Raw genomic sequence first — 21,461 nt, 5'->3', positions numbered from 1 at the left:
GCGCGGGAGGCCTCCACGAAGGACGGGCGCAGCGCGAGATCCTCGACGGGGTAGCCGGTCAGCATCATCTCGGGGAAGGCGACGACATGCGCGCCCTGCTCGGCGGCGTGCCGGGTCCAGTGCACGATCGACTCGGCGTTCGCGGCGAGATCGCCGACGGTCGAGTCGATCTGATTCAGGGCGAGGCGTAGTTGAGGCACGGGCCCAGTGTAATCGTCTGTCTGACGCGATGTCCCGGGGTGCGCGATGTGGGCCGTCCCACTCGCACGGGAGCCGGGGAGGCCCGCGGGTACGAGTACGGGCCGGGCCGGTGGACCGGCCTCAGCCGCTGGAGCTCCTTCAGCGCATTGAACCGCTTGAGCGGCCCGAGCCGCCCGAGCCGCTGGTCGCGTAGACCTGCTCGCACCACTGGCCGATCTGCTCGTCGCTGAGGTGCTGGGCCAGATCGGCCTCACTGATCATCCCGACCAGGCGCTTGTCCTCGATCACCGGAAGCCGGCGGATCTGGTGGCCCTGCATCTCGAACAGCACATCGTCCACGTCCGCGCTCGAATCGATCCAGCGCGGTGTGCCGTGCGCCATCTCGCCGGCCGTGGTCTGCGCCGGGTCATGGCCCATGGCCACACAGCCGACCACGATGTCACGGTCCGTGAGTATGCCGGCCAGCCGTTCGTTCTCATCGGCTATGGGGAGTGCGCCCACATTGAGCTGACGCATCAGTTGCGCGGCGCGGTCAAGGGTCTCGTGGGCCGGGATCCACTGGGCTCCCGAGTGCATGATGTCTTTGGCGGTGGTCATGGGGATCATGCCTCCAGCGTGGGATGCGGATAAGGACGTTCCGTGTCACCCCGAGTCACCTCCATCATCTTGCAGCCGTTCGGGTGTCGCGACCGCTGAACGCCTCAGGGGCGCCGGTTCCTCTCGAACCGGCGCCCCTGAGCGCGAAAGCCGTCCGCCCCGGTCAGCCGTACGGCGTCCGGCGCCCGGCGCCGGACATCAGCGTTCGACCCCTCAGCCGGTACGGGGCTTCGCGCCGCGGGCCTTGAGCAGGTCCGCCATCAGCCCCATCTCCGACCGCTGGGCCGCGACCATCCCCGCGGCGAGGTCCTTCTCCGTACCGGCCGCGCACAGCTCGACACAGCCCTGCGCCATCGACACCCCGCCCTTGTGGTGGTCGGTCATGAGCTGGAGATAGAGGATCTCGGCCTGCTTGCCGCGCGCCTCGCGGAGCTGGTCCAGCTCGGTCTTCGTGGCCATGCCGGGCATCAGCGAGCCGTCATGGACCTCGTGTCCCGAGCTCCCGTGCTCCATCCCGCTCATGTTGTCCATGGAGCCCATGCCGCTCATGTCGCCGTGATCGCCGGACCCGGATGCGGACTTCTCCATCCAGGCCATCGGCTCCTGGCCCGACTGCACCTTCGGCAGCCCCCACAGGTCCAGCCAGCCCAGCAGCATCCCGCGCTGGTTCGCCTGGGTGTTGGCGATGTCGTACGCCAGCCGGCGCACCTCCTCGTCGTCCGTGCCGTCCCGCACGATGAAGGACATCTCCACCGCCTGCTGATGGTGGACGGCCATGTCACGGGCGAAGCCCGCGTCCGCGGAGTCGGCCGCCGGGACGGGGGCCGTACCCGTACCGCCGTCACGGCCCGCGGACGCCACCGTCGCCGTGCCCGCGAAGAGCAGCGCCAGCACGACCGCCGTGATCGCCGCCCACTGGGTGCGGGTGACCGAGCGGGCGGCGGAGCTCACCGCGCTCACTGCGCGCCCATTCCGCCCGTGCAGGCCGCGCCCGGCTCAGGGGTCTGCGAGCCCTGTACGTACTTGGTGAAGAACTGGTCCACCCGCGGGTCGCTCGCGCTGTCCACGGTGACCTGCTTGCCCCACGCGCTCAGCATGATCGCGCCGGCCTGCTCCTTGAGCGGACTCATCATCGAGTACGGCGTCTTCTCGACCTTCTCGCCGAGCGTCTTCACATCAGCGTCGGAGGCCTTGTCGTTGTAGGTGACCCAGACCGCGCCGTGCTCCAGCGAGTGAACGGCGTTGACGTCCGGGATCGGCTCCTTGTAGACGTCGCCCTGGCAGTTCATCCACGCCTGATTGTGGTCACCGCCGACCGGCGGCGTCATCGGGTACTTGACCGCCTCGGTGACATGGTTGCGCCCGAGCTTCTTGGCGTCCCAGGACTTCTCGTCCTTGATGGGGGCCTTGGCCGCCGCCTGCTGCTGCTCCTTCTTGTCGGACTCCTTGTTGAGGATGTAGGCGCCGAAACCGACAAGGGCGGCGACCACGACGGCGCTCGCCGTGATCGTGATGATACGACTGCGCCGCTCGCGGGCACGCTCGGTGCGGCGCATCTCCTCTATTCGGGCCTTGCGCTCGGCGGACTGGGACTTGGAAGCCATGATGTATGTCCTTCTGAGATGACTACGGAACGCGGACAGCTCCGGATTACGGGCGACGACCGCGGAATACGGGCGGATGGAAGGGGCGGGATCCCGGTGCGGGGTGCGGGCCCGGCTGGAGTCCTCCGTTCGGATCGAGGCAGGCGCGATCCGAACGAGAGGCCCTACGTCCGTAGTACTTGAAGGACGTGGAGGTCCGGCGCGCGGGCGAGCGCTCCGGAGCGGGGCACCTGGCCGGTGGGGTACGGCGGTTCACGGTGCGGAAGCTGTACGTCGGCGGCGAGTGGGGCGGCCGGCGGCGGTACGGTGAGCACGGCCGGGCTGAGATGCGTGAAGAGCGCGCAGTCGCCGCTGTCGTAGGGACAGCTGAAGCGGGCCTCGGCCTGGTTCACGGCGGTGAAGGAACGGTTCCGTGCGTGGCTGTTCCCCGCGTGTCCGCCGCCGGGCCCGGCGATGGAGCCGGAGCCGGAGGCGGTCGCGGATTCAGGGCCCAGACAGATGAAGAGCGCGGCGAACAGCGTCGCCACGGCACTCGCCAGTGCCATGGGACGCGTGCTGCGTATGTGGCCGCGCCGCTGTCCCCCCATGGGCGCAGATCGTAGTGCGTACGCCCCCGGTCAGCAGCAGTGAGGAGCCCTTCCGCGGCCCGGCGGACGGCGCGATCCGGTACGAACAGGTCATCGGGCGTGAGACCGCGATACAAAGGGGTCATGGCCGACCACCGGGAGACGGACGCGGACGCGGAGGGGACGGACGCCGGCGCGGAAGGCGACACGGACGCCGGTGCCGGGGCCGATACCGGGGCTGACGCCGGTGCCGGTGCCGGTGCTGGCGCCGATGTCGGGCCCGGTGCACTCGCCGGCGCGGAGGCTGACGTCGACGCCGATGTCGACGCCGTGACCCACGCCGTGCTGGCCGCGTCCCGGCTGCTGGTCACCGTGTCCGCGCGCTCCCTCGCCACTGTGGCGGAACGGGTCGAACGGGTCACCCTGCCCCAGTACCGTCTCCTCGCGGTCCTCGCCACCCACGGCGACGCGAAGCTGGTCGAGGTGGCCGAGCGGCTCGGCGTGAATCCCTCGACCGCCATGCGCATGCTCGACCGGCTCATCGCCGTCGGCCTGGCGGCCCGGCAGAACGATCCGGACAACCGCCGTCAGACGATGCTGCGGCTGACTCCGGAAGGCCGCAGACTGGTCGAGGAGGTCACGGCCGCGCGGCACCGCGAGATCTCGGCGATCGTGGAGCGGCTGACCCCCGGACAGCGCACCGCCCTGGTCGGCGCGCTGAGCGCGTTCATCCGGGCGGGCGGGGAACCGTCGGTCCCGGGCGACGACTCGGAGCCGTACCCCCTGGGCTGGTCGGACACTCATGCCCGGCGGGCGGGTGCGCACGGGGCACCGGCGGACACGTGACCGGCAGGCGCGTGACCGACGGCTGTACGACCGACGGCTGTACGACCGAGGGCCGTGCGCCCGGGGCATGCGCGCCCGGGGTATGTGTGACCGACGGCGCACCGAACTTCAGCACTTCAGCACCATGAGTTGCGGACACCTATTACCTGGGCATCACTCGTACGGGCACTATGGGCACGGTGTCCGTACACGCGCGCGATGTGGGGCGTTGGACGGGGGTTCGCAACGTGCCCGAAATCGTGTGGTGGGATGCTCGTGTGCCCCAGCGTGCCCCGCGGCATGGGAGCAGGTGGCCTGACCAGCAAGGATGGGTAGGACAGCTAATATGGACAAGCAGCAGGAATTCGTGCTCCGCACGCTTGAGGAGCGCGACATCCGCTTCGTACGCCTGTGGTTCACCGATGTGCTCGGCTTTCTGAAGTCGGTCGCCGTCGCGCCCGCCGAGCTGGAGCAGGCCTTCGACGAGGGCATGGGATTCGACGGGTCCGCGATCGAAGGTTTCGCCCGTGTGTACGAATCCGACATGATCGCCAAGCCCGATCCGGGCACTTTCCAGATCCTGCCCTGGCGCGCGGAGGCCCCCGGCACCGCCCGTATGTTCTGCGACATCCTCATGCCCGACGGCTCGCCGTCCTTCGCGGACCCGCGTTTCGTGCTCAAGCGGATGCTCGCCAGGACCTCGGATCTGGGTTTCACCTTCTACACCCACCCGGAGATCGAGTTCTTCCTGCTGAAGGAGAAGCCGACCGACGGCACCCGGCCCACTCCGGCCGACAGCTCGGGCTATTTCGACCACACTCCGCAGAATGTCGGCATGGACTTCCGGCGCCAGGCGATCACGATGCTGGAGTCGATGGGCATCTCGGTGGAGTTCAGCCACCACGAGGGCGCGCCGGGCCAGCAGGAGATCGATCTGCGGTACGCGGACGCGCTGTCGACGGCCGACAACATCATGACGTTCCGCCTGGTGATGAAGCAGGTCGCGCTGGAGCAGGGCGTACAGGCGACGTTCATGCCGAAGCCGTTCTCGGAGTACCCGGGCTCTGGCATGCACACGCATCTCTCCCTCTTCGAGGGCGACCGGAACGCGTTCTACGAGTCGGGCGCCGAGTACCAGCTCTCCAAGGTCGGCCGCTCCTTCATCGCCGGTCTGCTGAAGCACGCGGCGGAGATCTCGGCGGTCACCAACCAGTGGGTCAACTCGTACAAGCGCATCTGGGGCGGCTCCAGCCGCACCGCGGGCTCGGGCGGCGAGGCTCCCTCGTACATCTGCTGGGGCCACAACAACCGCTCGGCACTGATCCGCGTGCCGATGTACAAGCCCGGCAAGACGGGCTCCGCCCGGGTCGAGGTCCGCTCGATCGACTCCGGCGCCAACCCGTACCTGAGCTACGCGGTCCTCCTCGCGGCCGGCCTCAAGGGCATCGAAGAGGGCTACGAACTCCCGGCGGGCGCCGACGACGACGTCTGGGCCCTCTCCGACGCCGAACGCCGCGCGATGGGCATCGAACCCCTCCCGCAGAACCTCGGCGAGGCGATCACCCTGATGGAACGCAGCGAACTGGTCGCCCAGACCCTGGGCGAGCATGTCTTCGACTTCTTCCTCCGCAACAAGAAGCAGGAATGGGAGGAATACCGCAGCGAGGTCACGGCCTTCGAACTCCGCAAGAACCTCCCGGTGCTCTGACCCGATTCCCCCTTGCTTTCCCGCTTTCCCCACACCGGGCCGACGGTTCCTGCCGTCGGCCCGCACTCGTTTCACCGCGTTGCCCGAGGTCACACACGGCAAACCTCTTCTGTCTGTCTGTTTCCGAACTCGCGTGATTCGATTCGAGTTAACTTTCAGTCCATCTTTCGGATGGCTTTCGTTTGGCTCCTGAAGCGGCCTCATTTCTTTTTCTGTCTCCTGTCTCCCGCTTTCATGCCATAAATGCACCTGTGTGAGATGGAATGCCCTTGACAAGGCAAAACGGTGATCGCTTAGGGTCGCCGAGTCGATGTGGATTCTGTGAACCTGGGGTGGGGATTATGGGCGGGGTGGTGGCATGGCGTCGTAGCCGTGCAGGTCGAAGACGTGTACGGCACGCGGTGTCGGCTGTCATGGCGCTGGCTGTTCTGAGCGGAATTCCTGCCTTGGCCCTGCCTGCCTCGGCCGCTGCCGCTGTCGGCGCCGTACCCGCTTCGAGCGCGTCGGTGCGGGCGGCTGCTTCGGGTGAGCCGGTGGAGGATGTCGCGCAGCGCACGGAGTATTCGCAGACGTTCGCGAACCCGGACGGCACGTTCACACTTTCGCAATCCACGGCTCCTCAGCGCGTAAAGCGGGCCGACGGTTCCTGGTCCGGCATTGACACGGAGCTCGAGCGGCGGGCGGACGGCAGTATCGGTCCGAAGGCGGCCGTGGTGGATCTGTCGTTCTCGGGCGGTGGCGCGGATCGGAGCATGATCCGGATGGGGGACAAGGAGAATCGTTCCTTCTCCTTGGACTGGCCCGGTTCGTTGCCGGAGCCGACGCTGGAGGGCGCCACCGCCATCTATCCGGAGGTGTTGCCGGGAGTCGATCTGCGGCTGACCGCTACGGCTGAGGGCTACCGGCAGGTCCTGGCGGTCAAGACGGCGCAGGCCGCCGCCAATCCGGAGTTGGAGCAGATCGCCTTCACCGCCTCCGGTGACAGGCTGGCAGTGGTTCCCGGCGCGGGCGGTGGCCTGCGCGCCGTCGACGACGACGGCAACGCGGTCTTCACGGGTCCTGCCGGTCAGATGTGGGACTCCGCGGGCGACGACGCCGTCGGCGGCGGCAGCACGCGGACACGGTCGGCCCGCTCCAAGGCGGCCACCGACGAACCCGCTACCGAGGTCGGGAAGGATCCGAACCTGCCGGGTGACGGCGACGCCACCGCCGTACTGCCGGTGAAGGTCACCGACGGTGCCGTGCGGGTGGAGCCCGACCTGGACCTGTTGCGGGGCAGCGGAACGGTCTATCCCGTCTACATCGATCCGCCGGTCGGGCTGGGTGCTCTGGAGCGTACGAAGATTTCCTCCGACGGAGACCGTTTCTGGCAGTTCGACGGCGATCTGGGGGTCGGCCGGTGCGGGAGCGCGGACGGCTACTACTGCGGACCTGGGTACATCGACCGGATGCTGTTCGAGTTCGCGCCCAGTGCTTTGAATGGCAAGCACGTGCTGGACGCCAGCTTCCGAGCGTACGAGACGTGGTCGTTCAACTGCGACGCCAAGTGGCTGAACCTGGTTCGCACCAACAACATCTCCGAAGCCACCCGGTGGCCGGGACCTGCCACGATCGACCATATGGGCGACCGACTGGTCTCCGCAGGCCGGGGGACCAACTGCAGCCCCGAACAGCCGCCGTCATGGATCGAGTTCCACGACGATCCGGCCCAGTCGAACGAGAATCTGACGCCGACGGTGCAAGCCCTCGCGGACGGGAAGATGTCCCGGCTGACATTGATGCTGTGGGCCAAGGACGAGGACGACCCGCGCGCGTGGAAGCGGTTCGACGACAACGCCGAACTGAAAGTCACCTATGTGCCACGGCCCGGGGTGCCCACTGACGTCGGTCTGATCCCCGGCGACGGTAAAGCCGCGTACTGCAGGACCAACGCGTCCGACCCGCTGATCGTCACACGTCTGGACCCGATGGTGCAGGCGCGGGTCCAGACCCAGGTCGAGCCGAAGAAGGGCGAGGAAAGGGGATCGCTCCAGGCCGGATTCCGGGCGGCGCGCAAGCTGACCGACGGCACCTGGGAAGAGATCTGGACCGACGAGGGGCCGCCCGGAGGGTACGATCCGGACAATACACTGGAGAAATTGCGTATGACGAACCGGACCGACGGCACGGAATATCGGTATCGGGCACGTACGCAGTCGCGTTGGTCCTCTGGCGACAAGTCCGGTGAGCTGGCCTCGTCCTTCTCCCCATGGTGCTACTTCAAGATCGATTCCACCGCGCCCAAGGTCCCGCAGATCACGGCGAACGGTCCATACACGGAGTGCGTGACCGATGTATGCGAGGGCGCGGGTGGTCCGGGCGTCCCGGGTTCTTTCACCTTCAAGCCGAACGCTGCTGACGGGGACATCGTGGGCTACCGGTGGAAGTTGCTGACGTCAGCCGGAGCCAAGGAGGTCAGCGGAGAGACGTACACCGAGAAGAGCGTCATTCCTTCGCTGACAGGCACTCAGGTGCTGTCCGTGGAGGCCAAGGACGTTCGGAAGCGATTCGGCCCTCCTGCGGAGTTCACCTTCAAGGTGTCCCCGGCGGAAGGAGCAACGGGGCGCTGGCACTTCGACGACGGCGCTCCGGGCTCCGAAATCACGGTGGCGAAGGACACGGCCACCGTCGGCACCCGCCACCACGCCACCCTGTACACAGCCGGAGCCGGCTGGTCGACGATGGCGCGCCGAGGAGAAGCGGACCAGTCCCTGTGGCTGGACAGCGCCACGCCTGCCAATCAGACGGCTTATGCCGCCACCGACGCGGCGGCGGTGAATACGAAAGACTCGTTCACCCTGTCCACCTGGGTTTATCTGACCGATGCGTCGTCCAGCCATATGGTGCTGACCACTCCGGGTAGTCAGGCGCAGGCATTCGCCCTGTACTACTCAAGCTCCACCAGCGGGTGGGTGTTCAGCCACACCGTCGCCGACTCCAAGACCCCGGTCTTCGTCAAGTCCGAGGCGGAGAGGACAGATCCGGTTCTCCGTGTCTGGACGCATCTCGCCGCGGTCTTCGACACCCACGCGGACACCGATCCGGCCAACGACACCATTCAGCTCTATGTCAACGGCCAACCTCAGGGCACGGCGGTGAAACTCGCCGCGTCGGCCGCGTCCCAGGGCGCGGCATACCAGCCCTGGACGGCTGCAGCCGGGCTTCAGTTCGGGCGCTCGATCGTCCGGGAGACGAGCGGCCAGTACTTCCGTGGCCGGATCGACGAGAGCGCCGTGTGGCAGCGACCTCTCACGGAGGAGGAAATCCGGCAGGAGGTCCGCCTGGAGCAGGACGGCCTGCCGGCCAATGAACTCGTGGCGCAATGGGACGCGACCACCGCCACCGGCACGGAGATCGGCGAGGGCACGCCCTATCCGAATCCGTCCATGAAGCTGTCGGCCACGGGCGCGGTGCTGGATGACGCGGGCAACGGCCTGGTCCTTGACGGCACCGCCGGATACGCGTCCGCACAGGGTCCGGTGGTGGACGAGTCCGGTTCCTTCACGGTCTCGGCGCGGGTCCAGTTGAATGCGGAGAAGCTGGCGGCGAAACCGGTCGGCTACCGGGCCCAGGTCGCCGGGCAGCGCAGCGGTGGCGAGTCGTCGTGGGCTCTGTGGGTCGTCAAGCCGGCTGAGGGCTTTTACCAATGGCAGTTCACGCGGACCGCGACCGACGCGGTGGGCAAGGTGACCCGGAACAGCACGGTCACCCCTCGGGCCGATCTCGCCGCAACGGACACCTGGGTCGACGTGACTGGAGTATTCGATGCCCAAGAGGACTGGGACTGGGCAGACCCCGTGGACCCGGCTCAGACCGAAGACGGCCTTGGCAAAATGCATCTGTACGTCGGTTCGGCCGATAAGCCGAGCCGCACCAGCCCGGGGTTCGACGTGGTGCAGCAGGGAAGCGGCGAACTCGCGATGGGCAGGGGAACTGCGGCCGGTACCACCGGTCATTACCTTCCAGGCATGCTCGATCAGCTACGTGTCTGGACCGGTGCGATGACGCGTGACCAGGTCAGCGATCAGGTGCTGGCCGCATCTGACGACGTGGAATAACCCGTTTCTCTCAACCAGTGGGTGGCGGCCGACGGTGTCGCCACCCAGGCCGCCGGCATGGGCGGCCCCCAATACTTCGACCCCCATCGGTCTTGCTCCCGCCGCCAGTGCGGGAGCAGCGGACGCGTGCCTCCATACAGGTGTGCGTAAGGAGAGCGGTAGATGAATCAGCTCGGATCGGCCACGAGGCTCTCAGCCCGGAGACATCGCGGCAGACGTCCCTGGGGACGGCGCATGGCGGCCGTGCTCGCCCTTGCCCTCATACCTGGCCTGCTCACCCCCGTGGCCTTCGCGAGCGCGCCTGATCCGCTGGGCAAGCCGGAGTTGGAGGCACCGCGCTCGGCGAAGGTTTCCGCTTTCACCGTGAAGGCGAACAAGCAGGCGGCGGCGCAGATGAAGAAGGCGGCCGATGCCGATCGCGCCGCGAGCCGACGTGCGAAGACGGACCAGAGCCGAAAGGTCACCTGGCCCGCAGGCGGTAAGGCCACACTCACCCTGCCCGCCACCGCACCCGGGCCCGTCGGTGCTGCCCCGGGATCCCTTCCTGTCACTCTCACGCCGTCGGCCGGGACCAAGCAGAGCAAGCCAGGGACGAAGGCCGCCGAGGCCGTCACAGTCGAGGTGCTGGACCAGACGGCCGCGCAGCGTCTCGGCGTCAAGGGTGTGGTCCTCACCGTCACCGGCCCGTCCCATGGAGGCAGTGCCGAACTGGGCATCGACTACTCGGCGTTCGCTTCCGCCTATGGTGGTGACTGGGCAGGGCGTCTCCAGGTCCTCCAGCTTCCCGACTGCGCACTGGACGATCCGTCGAAGGCCGCGTGCCGGAAGCGTACGACGCTGGATTTCGTCAACGACCGCTCCGAGGAGCGCCTGCGGACCGAGCTCACCTTCGCCTCGGGCTCGGCCAAGGCCAAGGCCGCGTCCGAACAGATGATGGTGCTGGCTCTGGCAGCAGGCACCAAGTCGGGGGCCGGTGACTACAAGGCCACTCCGCTCGCGGCTTCCGCCACCTGGGAAGCCGGCGGTTCCTCGGGTACCTTCACCTGGTCCTACCCGCTGCGCACCCCGCCTGCGGCGACCGGCCCCGCGCCGGACCTGTCGATCTCGTACGACTCGGGCGCTGTGGACGGCCGTACCGCGTCCTCCAACAACCAGGGCACTGCGATCGGTGAGGGCTTCGACATCACCTCGTCATACATCGAGCGGAAGTACGGCTCGTGTGATGACGACGGCCAGACGGACAAGTCCGATCTGTGCTGGAAGTACGACAACGCCTCCTTGGTCCTGAACGGCAGAGCCACCGAACTGGTCAAGGACGACACGACCGGCGCATGGCGACTGAGGAACGACGACGCCTCCACCGTCACCCACTCCACCGGTGCCGAGAACGGTGACGACAACGGCGAGTACTGGACACTCATTACCGGGGACGGCACCAAGTACGTCTTCGGCCTGAACAAGCTGGACGGAGCCGCGGCCTCCGACCGTACCCAGTCGGCGTGGACCGTTCCTGTCTTCGGTGACGACGCGGGCGAGCCCGGCTACGCCGACGGTACGAGCTTCTCCGGGCGGGACAAGAACCAGGCCTGGCGGTGGAACCTCGACTACGTCGAAGACCTCCATGACAACGCCATGAGCTACTGGTACGAGGCCGAGACCAACAACTACGACAAGCTGGGGGACGACACCACCGGTACGGGATACACCCGTGGCGGCTACCTCAAGGAGATCCGCTACGGGCAGCGCGCCGGTGCCCTGTTCTCCGCCACTCCCAAGGCGTCGAACAAAGTCGTCTTCTCGTACGCCGAGCGTTGCCTGGCCTCCGGCAGCGGCTGTGACTCGTTGACCGAGGACACCCGCGACAACTGGCCCGATGTCCCCTTCGACGCGGTGTGCAAGGACGGGGACAAGTGCACCGGGATCGTCGGCCCCAGCTTCTTCACCCGCAAGCGCATGACCGGCGTCACCACCTACGCGTGGGACGCGGCGGCCGGCACCCCTGACTACACCCCTGTTGACGTCTGGGCGCTCAAGCAGCAGTACCTCGACCCGGGCGACACCGGTGACTCCTCCGATCAGTCGCTGTGGCTGGACGAGATCCGGCACACGGGCAAGCGAGGCACTGACCTGTCGCTCGACCCGGTCACCTTCCTGCACGAGTTCCGCCCCAACCGGGTCGATGGCGCGACCGACGACATCCTCTCCCTGGAGAAGCCGCGTCTGAAGGCCGTCACCTCCGAGGCGGGCGCACAGACCATCGTGACCTACGCCGACGCCGGCTGCGTGGCAGGGCAGACCATGCCCAAGGCCGACGAGAACACCCGCACCTGCTTCCCCGTCTACTGGTCACCCAACGGTGCCAAGGATCCACAGCTCGACTGGTTCCAGAAATATCCGGTCACATCTGTCACCACCACTGATCCCCAGGGCGGCTCCGAAGCCGTCGTGGACATGTACCAGTACGCGGGCGGCGGTGCGTGGCGCTACGACGAGGACCCGCTGACCAAGGAGAAGGAACGCACCTGGTCGATCTGGCGTGGATTCGGCAAGGTCACCCACCTCACCGGTAACCCTGACCGTACCCAGTCCAAGACGGTCACTGTCTACCTGCGGGGCATGGACGGAGACCGCCTCTTGGGCCCGGACGGCAAGACCCCGGATCCGGACCGGCGCCGTACCGGGAAGGTGACGGGCGTCAAGGCCACCGAGATCACCGACTCCGACCAGTACGCGGGCTTCACCCGCGAATCGGTCACGTACAACGGGACGCAGGAGGTCGGGGGTCAGATCAACGATCCCTGGTCCAGGAGGACGGCCACTCAGCACAAGTCGTACGCGGACATCGAGGCGTATTACATCCGTACCGACGCCACCCACGCGCGTACCAACATCATCAGCAGTGGTATCGCACGTGACCGCGTGCGCACCACCGCCACCACCTATGACGACTACGGCATGCCCGGGACGGTCGAGGACAAGGGCGACGACGCCGTTGTCGGCGACGAAACCTGCACCCGTATCTGGTACGCGCGCAACGACGACCTCGGTATCAACAGCCTGACCGCCCGTACCCGTACCGTAGCCAGGACCTGCGCCACCACCGAGACGGCACTGGACCTTCCCGTCGACTCCACCAAGCCCGGCGACCTCGTCTCCGACACCGCCACCGCGTACGACACCACTGCCTGGTCAGCGGCACAGAAGCCCACCAAGGGCGACGTGCAGTGGACCGGCCGGGCGAAGTCCTACGGCACGGACGACCAGCCGGCCTGGCAGCAGACCGCGGCATTCACCTACGATGCCCTCGGCCGCCTGCTCACCGTCAAGGACACAAACAATCTCCTGACGACCACCACCGGTTACACACCTGCGGCTGCCGGGCCGCTGACGAAGATCACCGTCACCAACGCCAAGGGCCATGTCACCGGCACAGTGCTGGATCTGGCAACGGGTGCGCCCCTCACGGTCACCGACCCCAACGGCAACCTGACCGACAGCGAGTACGACAGCCTCGGCCGCATCACCAAGGTCTGGCTGCCCGAAAATCCGAAGTGGCTTGGAAACACACCGAATTACGTCTACAACTACCGTCTCACCGCATCGGCGCTGTCCTGGGTGTCGACCGGTCTCATCAAGGGCGACGGCTCCGGCTACAACACCTCTTACGAGATCTACGACTCGCTCCTGCGCCCACGCCAGGTCCAGTCGCCCTCTCCGGCCGGTGGCCGGCTGATCGCTCAGACTCTCTACGACGACCGAGGTCTCGGGGTGTCCAGCCAAGGCGACATCTGGGACGGGACCGCTGCGCCGTCAGGCGAGATGGTGGAGGTCGACGCGGGTCAGGCCCCGGTACAGACCGACACGACCTACGACGGCGCGGGCCGCGCGACCCGGGCGGTGACCAAGCACTACAACGTCCCCCGCTGGACCATCGACTCCACCTACACCGGTGACACCGTGACCACCACGGCCCCGGTTGACGGCCAGGCCACAGCGGTGGTCACCAATGCCCTCGGCCAGACCACACAGCAGCGGCAGTACGGAGGCCATCTGGCCACCGGCACCGACTACACCACCACCGACTTCACCTACACACCCAGCGGACAGCAGAAGACCGTCACCGGCCCGGACAAGGCCGTCTGGACCTACGAATACGACCTGTTCGGCCGTCGGACCGCCTCGACGGACCCGGATTCGGGCCGATCCACCACCGCCTACAACGAGCTCGACCAGGTCGTCAAAACCACGGACTCCCGTTCGAAGAGCCTCATCTCCGAATACGACGTCCTTGGTCGCCAAACCGGTCTGTGGGACGGCACCAAGAGTGACGCCACCAAGCTGGCCGCCTGGACCTTCGACAGCCTCGCCAAGGGGCAGGCCGATACCGCCGTCCGCTACGAGAACGGCCTCGGTACCTCCACCAGCAAGGCATACACCGACAAGGTCACCGCGTACGACCCCATGTACCGGGTCCTGGACAGCCAACTCATCCTGCCCGCGAACGACCCGCTGGTGATGGCAGGCGTTTCGCAGACGCTGAAGTTCTCCACGGTCTACCAACTCGACGGCACCGTAAGCCAGTACAGCAGCCCGGCCGTGGGGGGTCTCCCCCGCGAGGACGTCACCAGCACCTACAACGACCTGGGCCGGCAACTCACCGCCACCGGTTCCACCCGTTACCTCCTCGGTGCCGCCTACTCGCCCCAGGACGATCTGAAGCAGCTCACGCTGGGAACCGACAGGGCGACAGACGCGAAGAAGGCTTACCTCAACTATGAGTACGAGCCCGGGACCCGACGCCTGATCCGCTCCTACGTCACCGACGACGTCCACAGCTACATGCCGCAGGAGCTGAAGTTCACCCAGGACGAGGCAGGCAACGTCCGCTCCATCTTCGATGCCACCACCCAAGGTGGCACCACCAAAGCCGACTATCAGTGCTTCGACTACGACGGCTACAGCCGCCTCACCGAAGCGTGGACCCCGAAAACCGCCGACTGCGCCAAGTCCGGCCGCATCACGGCCAACATCGACGGCGCTGCCCCCTACTGGACCACCTACGAGTACAACCAAGCGGGTCAGCGCAAGACCGAGACCAAACACACCGCCACAGGCGACAGTGCCACCAACTACACGTACGGCACGCCCGCGCCTCGCAGCCAGCCTCACCCGCTCACCGGCACGACCGGAGCGAAGGCGGCAAGTTACACCTACGACAACATGGGCAACACCATCAGCCGACCGGGAACCCAGGCCCAGCAGACCCTGACCTGGAACACCGAAGGCAAACTCGTCTCCACCACGGAACCCGCCGTCGGCAGCAAGCCGGCCACCGGTACCAGTTACCTCTATGACGCCGCGGGTGAACTCCTCGTTCGCCGCAACACCACCGCCGACGGCGAAACAGTCGTCCTTTACCTGGGCGACACCGAGGTCCATCTCACCACCAAGGGCACCGTCAAGACCGTGTCCGGCACCCGCCACTACACGGCCGCCGGCCAGACAATCGCGGTGCGTACCGCCAAGGCCGGTGTCACCGGAAGCAAACTCACCTTCCTCGCGGGCGACCACCACGGCACCTCCAGCCTCGCCCTGGAGGCGGGCACGTATGCCATCACCAAGCGTTACACCACCCCGTTCGGAGCGCCCCGAGGCACCGCCCCCACCACCTGGCCCGATGACAAGGCATTCCTCGGCAAACCGGCCGACACCATCACCGGCCTCACCCACATAGGCGCCCGCGAATACGATCCGGGAATCGGTCAATTCATCAGCGTTGACCCGATCCTCACTCTCGACCAGCACCAATCGTTCAACGGCTACAGTTACGCCAACCAGCACCCCGCCACCAGCTCCGACCCCACCGGCCTCAGTGACCCCGGCGGCACCCAATGCGGATACACATCCGCCTGTGCCAGTGGACCGAAATACAATGAGCCCATCCCTGTGCAAAATGAATCTTCTCGCCAAGGCGGAACAGCGGGACCGCGCGGCAACCCCCAAGGAAGCTGGGAAAACGAAGGTTCGAACAACGACGACTACGATGGTGACGGTTACGTACTCGTCTATCCGGGCGTAAAAATCGACGCCAAATGGAAGCCGCAAGACAGGGCGGCGTTCATTGCAGAGTTTTACCGGCAGATGGAAGAAAACTGCGGATCTTCTGGCCTGTCGTGCGAAGCCGACCTGCTCGGTGAAGGCGACGAAAGTGTCCGGTATGACATCCGAATAACCGCTTTCTATGCCTGCGGCGCAACGGATTGTCCCGGAAGAAGTAAACTGTGGGGTCTTGCGTGGACCGAAGGAACACAGGGATCCAACCTGTTCGCGGGTCCGCCGGGCGGAAACATTCGCGGCATGACCGGAAAGAGAGGGGGCTGCACGCAATGTTTCCTCGCCGGCACGGATGTCCTCATGGCCGACGGAACGACCAAGGACATCGAGGATGTCGAACTCGGCGACATGGTGCAGGCAACTGACCCTGAAACGGGAGAGTCGGGGCCCCGCGAGGTAACCCGGCTCATCGTCACCGAGGACGACAAGCACTTCAACACGCTGTCCATCGCAACGGACAACGGCGTCGAGCGACTCACGGCAACGTACGAGCACCCCTTCTGGTCGCCTTCCGAGAAGAGCTGGCTCGGAGCAGCCAAGCTGAAGCCCGGCATGACGCTGCTCACCGACGACGGCACCACCGTCATCGTGACGGCGAACCGAGCCTTCACCAAGCATGCGCGGACCTACAACCTGACCGTGGACGACCTCCACACGTACTATGTGCTGGCGGGGCAGACTCCGGTTCTGGTTCACAATTCCGACGGCTGCAACGTTGCGGATGGCCCCCGAATTCAAGCTCGGCTCGCAGCAGACGAGCTCGCTGGAGCGGACGGGCACGCCTTCCAGAAGCATGTTGTAGAGAAGGGGGAGTTCCCCGGAATTCGGACCCGCGCACAATTCTCCGACATGATTGAAGATGTAATCCTGCACGGAGAGCGTCGTGTGCGTTCCGATGGTGCGTCTGCCTATTGGCGGAACGGGGTAATCGTGATCCGCAACCCCGGGTCGAGGGACGGTGGTACCGTCTTCGCACCTCAAGAGGGCTATAGGTACTTCACCAAGAACTTCAAGTCAGAGTGAGAGGACGATTCTGAATGCATGTGGAGGATTGCGGGGGGCAGGTCGTAATCACGATGCCCAGAGCGGAATTCTTTCTGGTTGAAGCGCTGATGATGGAAGCGCTTGAGACCGGGGATGACCGCGACTTTCAGACGCGCGTAGGGGCGACCAAGGATGAGGTGAGGGCTCTCCTGGACAGCCTGCCGGATCTGCCACTCGGTGGTGGGAGTTAACTGCCGTGATGTGATCGCTCATGCAAATCTGAAGCCCCGTCAGGTGCGTCCTGGCGGGGCTTCTGCATGGGGTGACGGCAGTAGTTGACGGCAACGTTAGCGGACGGTGGCTCCGCACAGCGGGGGGTCATCGCCGTCGTCGCGGACCGTCTCGTGGCCGGCGAGTGACTTGAGTGCGGTGCTGAGGGTGTCGATGGCGTCGCGCTGGAGGCGGAGTCGGACGTGGGCGTAGACGGTGGCGGTGACGCCAATGTGGGCGTGGCCGAGGAGTTCCTTGATCACGACGAGTTCGACGCCCTGCTCCAGGAGCAGAGTAGCGGTCGAATGGCGGAGGTCGTGGAAGCGGATGCGGCGGAGGCCGGCCTTGCGGAGGAGCGTGGTGAAGGCGCGGGTGAGGTTGGTCGGGTCGATGGGCCTGCCCTGCGGTGTGGTGAACACGTGCGCGTTGTGCTGCCACTCGGTGCCTGCCGTGTGACGGTCGCGCTGCTGCTCCTCAAGATGGTGTTTCAGCGACTGGAGGCAGCGGGCGGGGAGGGCGATGCGACGTTCGGAGGCCCGGGTCTTGGTGGGCAGCGTGGTGAGGCCGCCCGTGCTGGTGCGCTGAAGGGTTCGGCGAACGGCGGCGGTGCCCGTGTCGAGGTCGAGGTCTTCCCAGCGCAGGCCGAGGAGTTCGCCCTTGCAGAGTCCGGTGTGAAGGGCGAGTTCGAACAGGGCATGGAGCCGGTGGCCCTGGGCCGTGGTGAGGAGTTGGCGGGCTTCGTCGGCGGTGAGGGGTTCGAAGCGTCGGGGCCGTGGGGGACACCAGTGGAACGCAAAACCCACGCTGACCAGCGAAGAAGCCGGTAGAGGGGCGCTGCGTAGCACACGTACTATGTGCTGGCTGGGGTCACGCCAGTGCTCGTGCATAACACCTGCCCGAATCCTGGCCCCGCGCAACAAGGATCTACCTTTGAGGACTACGCGAATGCGAATCGCGGAGCGAACAAGGCGTCCACACCTGATTTCGTGACGGAATACACTGCACCGTCCGGGAATCGCTACTGGGGGCGCACTCAAGGGGACACGGAGATCGAACCGGGATCGGCTCTGGACGAGGTGCTGGGGGCGAACGGTCGCGACACATGCTCAGAGATTTGTGCCATGAATGAGGCTCAAAAGGCCGAGGGCGATTCCGCCATATTTGGTGGTTCGTTTCGAACTTTGCGCGTCAGGCCACTTGGATCTCCAATGGAGAGCGGTGTCCCGTTTGATCCTTGCGAAGAATCATGCCAGACAGTGATTAGGAAAACCTTCGGGACGTGGTAGAAGTGAGTCGACTAGTTGAAGTGGATAGTCCGACAGTAGCGAAATCCCTGCGCGATGCCGGCTGGTTCGAGGGTCGAGAAACTGACATCTCTGGTTGGGTTCGTTCACTTGAGGCCACGGGGTTTGAGTTGAACGATCTGGCGCTTCGGGTGTGGAGGGAGTTTGGTGGGCTCAAGATCAAGAGTTCCGAAATTCGTACGCCTGCATCGTCGTTGTGGATTGACCCGGAGGATGCATGTGTCGATTCGGCCGACGAAGCGTCTAAGCTTCGTCAAAGATTCGGAGAGAACTACTCCCCGCTAGGAATGTGGTCTGTTCAATTCAGGTCGTATATCTCGGCGGGGGGTAGGGTTGTGGCCATTGGGTTGCTGGACATGTGGGAATTGGGTTCGAGTTTTTCAGAAGCGGTCAATTATGTAGTAAATGGCGGCTCTGGAGAAAATCGACTGCAGCAGGCGGATTGGCTTTCCTGACTGTGCTATCTCTGCCGTGCAAATCGAGCTTGGTCGCGACCTCTCCGCTGGCCAAGTAGTGGCCGAGAATTTCGAACCGGTGGTCAGCTGATGACCCTGGAGAGAGAAGTAATAGGTCGGCATGAAGGCCCCGGCAGAGGGATCCGCGCGGGGCCTTCTGCGGCCTTGACGGCAGTAGTTGACGGCAACGTCAGCGGACGGGGGTCGCGCAGAGGGGTGGTTCGTCGTCCCCGTCCGGCTTGCTGCCGGTGAGCTCGGTGAGCTCGGTGGGGTTGCGGAGGGCGTTGCCGAGGAGGTCGATGGCATCGCGTTGGAGGCGGAGCCGGACGTGGGCGTACACCGTCGCGGTCACGCCGATGTGGGCGTGCCCCAACAGTTCCTTGATCACGACGAGTTCGACGCCCTGCTCCAGGAGGAGGGTTGCCGCCGAGTGGCGGAGGTCGTGGAAGCGAATGCGGCGGAGCCCGGCCCGGTGGAGCAGGGTGTTGAAGTGGCGGGTGAGGGTGGCTCCTTCGATCGGGGCGCCGTCGGGACGGGTGAAGACGTAGCCGCTCGCCTTCCAGCCGGTCCCCGCCGCTTCGCGTTCCTGATGCTGGCGGTGGCGGTGCTGTTCGAGGGATCGCATGCACTTGGTGGGCAGGGCGATTCGCCGCTCCGAGCTCTGGGTCTTGGTCGGGAGGGCGGTGAGGCCGCCGCTGTTGGTGCGTTGGAGGGTGCGGCGGATGCTGGCGGTTCCGTCGGCCAGGTCGAGGTCTTCCCAGCGTAGGCCGAGGAGTTCGCCCTTGCGGAGCCCGGTGCGCAGCGCGAGTTCGAACAGCGCGTGCAACCGGTGTACGCGCGCGGCGGCAAGGAAATGGCGCGCTTCGTCGGCGGTGAGGGGTTCGAAGCGGCGGGGGCGGGGTGTGCCGGTGCGGACGTTGCGGGCGACGTTGCGTGGGATCTCCTCCTCGCGCACTGCGTGCTCCAGGGCGGACTTGAGCACCGAGTGCACGTAGGCCAGGGTCAGCGCTGAGAGCCGCTTCGAGCAGCACGTTCCAGCGGCGCAGCAGCGGGACTGGTCGCGGGCGGTGTCGAGGCCGCGGGTGCAGCACTGGCAGGTGGTGCGGAGTTGGTTGAGCCAGGTGCGGACGTCCTTGGCGGTGAGCCTGGCGAGCTTCTTTTTGCCGAGTCCGGGGATGAGGTAGAGCCGGGCGACGGCGGTGTAGCGGGTGTGGGTGTTCTCGCGGAGTTGGTGGACGGCGACGTTCTGAAGCCAGTACGTCAGGTAGGCGGCCAGGCCGCCCTGCGCGGAGGGGGCGGGGAGGCCGCGGTTGCTGGCGGCGATCTTCTCGGTGAGTTTGGCGAGGGCTTCCTTGCGGGTGGTGGCGTAGACGCGGACGCGGCGGCGGGTGTTGCCGGGGGCCAGGACGTATCCGGCGGCCTCCCAGCGGCCGTCTTTGCGCTGGTAGACGGTCCCGTCGCCGTTGGCGCGGACACGGCGGGAGGTGGTGCTGGGGGTGGGGTCGGCGTCGGCGGTCATCAGGCTGCCTCTTCGAGTTGGTGGTGGACGAGAGCGGTCAGGGCGTGGGTGGGGATGCGGCGGGCGCGGCCGATGGTGATGGAGGCGAGCTGTCGGGTGCGGATGAGGTCGTAGACGGTGGAGCGGCTGATTTTGAGGCGCGCCATGACCTCGGGGACGGTGAGGAGTTCGGCGTCGGTGGTCACGCGGTCGCCTCCGTCTGGAAAGGGGCGATCAACGGACCAGTGGAGTGACCAGCCTGGTCACCGGAGCGCCGCGCCTGCCGGGGACGGATCGGTTGCTCGGGCCGAGGCTTGGGTGCAGCGGCCAGGAGGTCGGCGAGATGGGCGTGTTCGGGCAGGAGGCCGGTTCCGGCGTACTGCCAGTGCGAGATCACCAGGGTTGTGTCCGTGTGACCGTGCTGCCCGCCTTCCCTGCGGTGACCGTTGCGGTGATCGGCGTCGGGGTCGGTGTGACCGGCGGTCAGGTCACTGTGGTCATCGCGGTCACTGCGCCGGTCAGTGGCCGACTGGCCGTCATCGGCTCGCTCCGGGGCGTCGTTTTGGCGGGTGCGCCAGGCGGTGCGTTCGGCTCGGAGGTGGGTGAGGGTGGTGGAGTAGTGGCGGGTGCGGGTGGAGAAGTGGCCTCGGAAGCCGAGCATGTGGGCCCACTGGCGCAGGCGAAGGTGGCTGTGCTGGGGTTGGGCGCCGAGGTGCCAGGCGGTGTGGATCATGTGGCGGGCGTGGTCGGTGAGGTCGTATTGGGCGAGTTCGGCCAGGAGGCGCAGTCGGCGGTCGAGGGTGCCGGTGGTGGTCTCGGCTCCCTTGGTGGCGTACTTGGCGATGTAGGCGGCGACGTGCCGGTCGGTGACGGGGCCGTCGCCGGTGAAGTCGGTGCTGCGGATCGCGCGGACGTCGGTCTGCCGCCCGAACCGGAACACCTCCGGCAGCGGTGCCCGGTCGCCGTCCCGGGCCCGGGGGAGGTGTTGGTGCTGGACGCGGGTGCGGTTGGCGGCGGCGCGGACGGCGTGGTCGAGGAGCTGGGTGGTGGCCCAGGCGGGCGGGGTGCTGTTGGGGCCGGTGGGTCCGTCGAGGCGGATGACGGTGTGGAAGTGGATCTGGCCGCGTTTCTGGTATTCGGCGACCTTGGCGTAGGAGAGCGTGGCGTGGTGGCGCAGGGTGCGCTGGGTCAGTCCGGCGGCGTGGGCGATCTCGCGGCGCAGGTGGGTGGTGAAGCGG

General features: G+C 66.5%; 13 protein-coding genes and 1 pseudogene. 5 read left to right on the top strand and 9 right to left on the bottom strand.

The window, feature by feature from the left end; all coding sequences use genetic code 11:
• The 5 genes from BFF77_RS12415 to BFF77_RS12395 all read right to left on the bottom strand — a co-directional run.
• A partial coding sequence (locus BFF77_RS12415; RefSeq protein ID WP_281196407.1) for a nitrilase-related carbon-nitrogen hydrolase occupies nt 1–200 on the bottom strand: 200 nt, incomplete at its 3' end.
• A 139-nt stretch (nt 201–339) separates the two neighbouring features.
• A complete protein-coding gene (locus BFF77_RS12410; RefSeq protein WP_066947795.1) occupies nt 340–798 on the bottom strand; it encodes a CBS domain-containing protein in 459 nt (152 codons plus the stop codon).
• 213 nt (nt 799–1,011) lie between these two features.
• A complete protein-coding gene (locus BFF77_RS12405; protein ID WP_066947793.1) occupies nt 1,012–1,749 on the bottom strand; it encodes a DUF305 domain-containing protein in 738 nt (245 codons plus the stop codon).
• Between the two features lie 5 nt (nt 1,750–1,754).
• Complete coding sequence (locus BFF77_RS12400) at nt 1,755–2,402, bottom strand: thioredoxin-like domain-containing protein (protein WP_066947785.1); 648 nt, start codon at nt 2,400–2,402, stop codon at nt 1,755–1,757.
• 164 nt (nt 2,403–2,566) lie between these two features.
• The gene (locus tag BFF77_RS12395; protein ID WP_079125086.1) at nt 2,567–2,947 is read right to left on the bottom strand and encodes a hypothetical protein; all 381 of its coding nucleotides are present in this window, start codon (nt 2,945–2,947) and stop codon (nt 2,567–2,569) included.
• 165 nt (nt 2,948–3,112) lie between these two features.
• On the opposite strand from BFF77_RS12395, the gene BFF77_RS12390 reads away from it, so the two are divergent.
• The 4 genes from BFF77_RS12390 to BFF77_RS12375 all read left to right on the top strand — a co-directional run bounded on the left by BFF77_RS12390 (nt 3,113) and on the right by BFF77_RS12375 (nt 16,735).
• On the top strand, nt 3,113–3,814 hold the full coding sequence (locus BFF77_RS12390; RefSeq protein WP_079125085.1) for a MarR family winged helix-turn-helix transcriptional regulator: 702 nt from the start codon (nt 3,113–3,115) through the stop codon (nt 3,812–3,814).
• Between the two features lie 325 nt (nt 3,815–4,139).
• Nucleotides 4,140–5,501 (top strand): type I glutamate--ammonia ligase, encoded by a 1,362-nt coding sequence (glnA, locus tag BFF77_RS12385; RefSeq protein WP_066947779.1) that lies wholly within the window; start codon nt 4,140–4,142, stop codon nt 5,499–5,501.
• A gap of 413 nt (nt 5,502–5,914) precedes the next feature.
• On the top strand, nt 5,915–9,598 hold the full coding sequence (locus BFF77_RS12380; protein WP_107422149.1) for a laminin G domain-containing protein: 3,684 nt from the start codon (nt 5,915–5,917) through the stop codon (nt 9,596–9,598).
• A 234-nt stretch (nt 9,599–9,832) separates the two neighbouring features.
• The gene (locus BFF77_RS12375) at nt 9,833–16,735 is read left to right on the top strand and encodes a polymorphic toxin-type HINT domain-containing protein (RefSeq protein WP_066947776.1); all 6,903 of its coding nucleotides are present in this window, start codon (nt 9,833–9,835) and stop codon (nt 16,733–16,735) included.
• A 308-nt stretch (nt 16,736–17,043) separates the two neighbouring features.
• Here the strand turns inward: BFF77_RS12375 and BFF77_RS12365 are convergent.
• Nucleotides 17,044–17,742 (bottom strand): annotated as a pseudogene (locus BFF77_RS12365) (site-specific integrase); the annotation flags it as partial.
• 503 nt (nt 17,743–18,245) lie between these two features.
• Between BFF77_RS12365 and BFF77_RS33190 the strand changes: the two are divergent.
• Nucleotides 18,246–18,725 carry an SUKH-3 domain-containing protein gene (locus tag BFF77_RS33190; protein ID WP_079125082.1) on the top strand — a complete coding sequence of 160 codons (480 nt, stop codon included), beginning with the start codon at nt 18,246–18,248 and terminating at the stop codon, nt 18,723–18,725.
• A 190-nt stretch (nt 18,726–18,915) separates the two neighbouring features.
• Here the strand turns inward: BFF77_RS33190 and BFF77_RS12360 are convergent, their stop codons facing one another.
• From BFF77_RS12360 to BFF77_RS12350, 3 genes are all read right to left on the bottom strand, one after another.
• Nucleotides 18,916–20,244, bottom strand: coding sequence for a tyrosine-type recombinase/integrase (locus tag BFF77_RS12360; RefSeq protein WP_066947772.1), 1,329 nt, complete (start codon nt 20,242–20,244; stop codon nt 18,916–18,918).
• Nucleotides 20,244–20,429: a helix-turn-helix domain-containing protein gene (locus BFF77_RS12355; RefSeq protein WP_066947768.1), complete on the bottom strand. Its 186-nt coding sequence runs from the start codon at nt 20,427–20,429 to the stop codon at nt 20,244–20,246. The genes BFF77_RS12360 and BFF77_RS12355 overlap by 1 nt, the downstream gene beginning before the upstream one ends.
• Nucleotides 20,426–21,461: replication initiator (locus BFF77_RS12350; protein ID WP_342671229.1), on the bottom strand; the 1,036-nt coding region annotated here is incomplete at its 5' end. The genes BFF77_RS12355 and BFF77_RS12350, both read right to left, overlap by 4 nt.

Origin of the sequence: Streptomyces lushanensis (assembly GCF_001700515.1) — a bacterium.
Taxonomy (GTDB): domain Bacteria; phylum Actinomycetota; class Actinomycetes; order Streptomycetales; family Streptomycetaceae; genus Streptomyces; species Streptomyces lushanensis.
The sequence above is the reverse complement of the archived record's forward strand: the minus strand, read 5'-3'. Positions and strand labels throughout refer to the sequence as shown.

Excerpts from the sequence above, each read along its gene's own strand:
- BFF77_RS12410 (WP_066947795.1), bottom strand. The coding sequence starts at position 798 with ATGACCACCGCCAAAGACATCATGCACTCGGGAGCCCAGTGGATCCCG.
- BFF77_RS12400 (WP_066947785.1), bottom strand. The coding sequence starts at position 2,402 with ATGGCTTCCAAGTCCCAGTCCGCCGAGCGCAAGGCCCGAATAGAGGAG.
- BFF77_RS12395 (WP_079125086.1), bottom strand. The coding sequence starts at position 2,947 with ATGGCACTGGCGAGTGCCGTGGCGACGCTGTTCGCCGCGCTCTTCATC.
- BFF77_RS12390 (WP_079125085.1), top strand. The coding sequence starts at position 3,113 with ATGGCCGACCACCGGGAGACGGACGCGGACGCGGAGGGGACGGACGCC.
- glnA (WP_066947779.1), top strand. The coding sequence starts at position 4,140 with ATGGACAAGCAGCAGGAATTCGTGCTCCGCACGCTTGAGGAGCGCGAC.
- BFF77_RS12380 (WP_107422149.1), top strand. The coding sequence starts at position 5,915 with ATGGCGCTGGCTGTTCTGAGCGGAATTCCTGCCTTGGCCCTGCCTGCC.
- BFF77_RS12375 (WP_066947776.1), top strand. The coding sequence starts at position 9,833 with ATGGCGGCCGTGCTCGCCCTTGCCCTCATACCTGGCCTGCTCACCCCC.
- BFF77_RS12360 (WP_066947772.1), bottom strand. The coding sequence starts at position 20,244 with ATGACCGCCGACGCCGACCCCACCCCCAGCACCACCTCCCGCCGTGTC.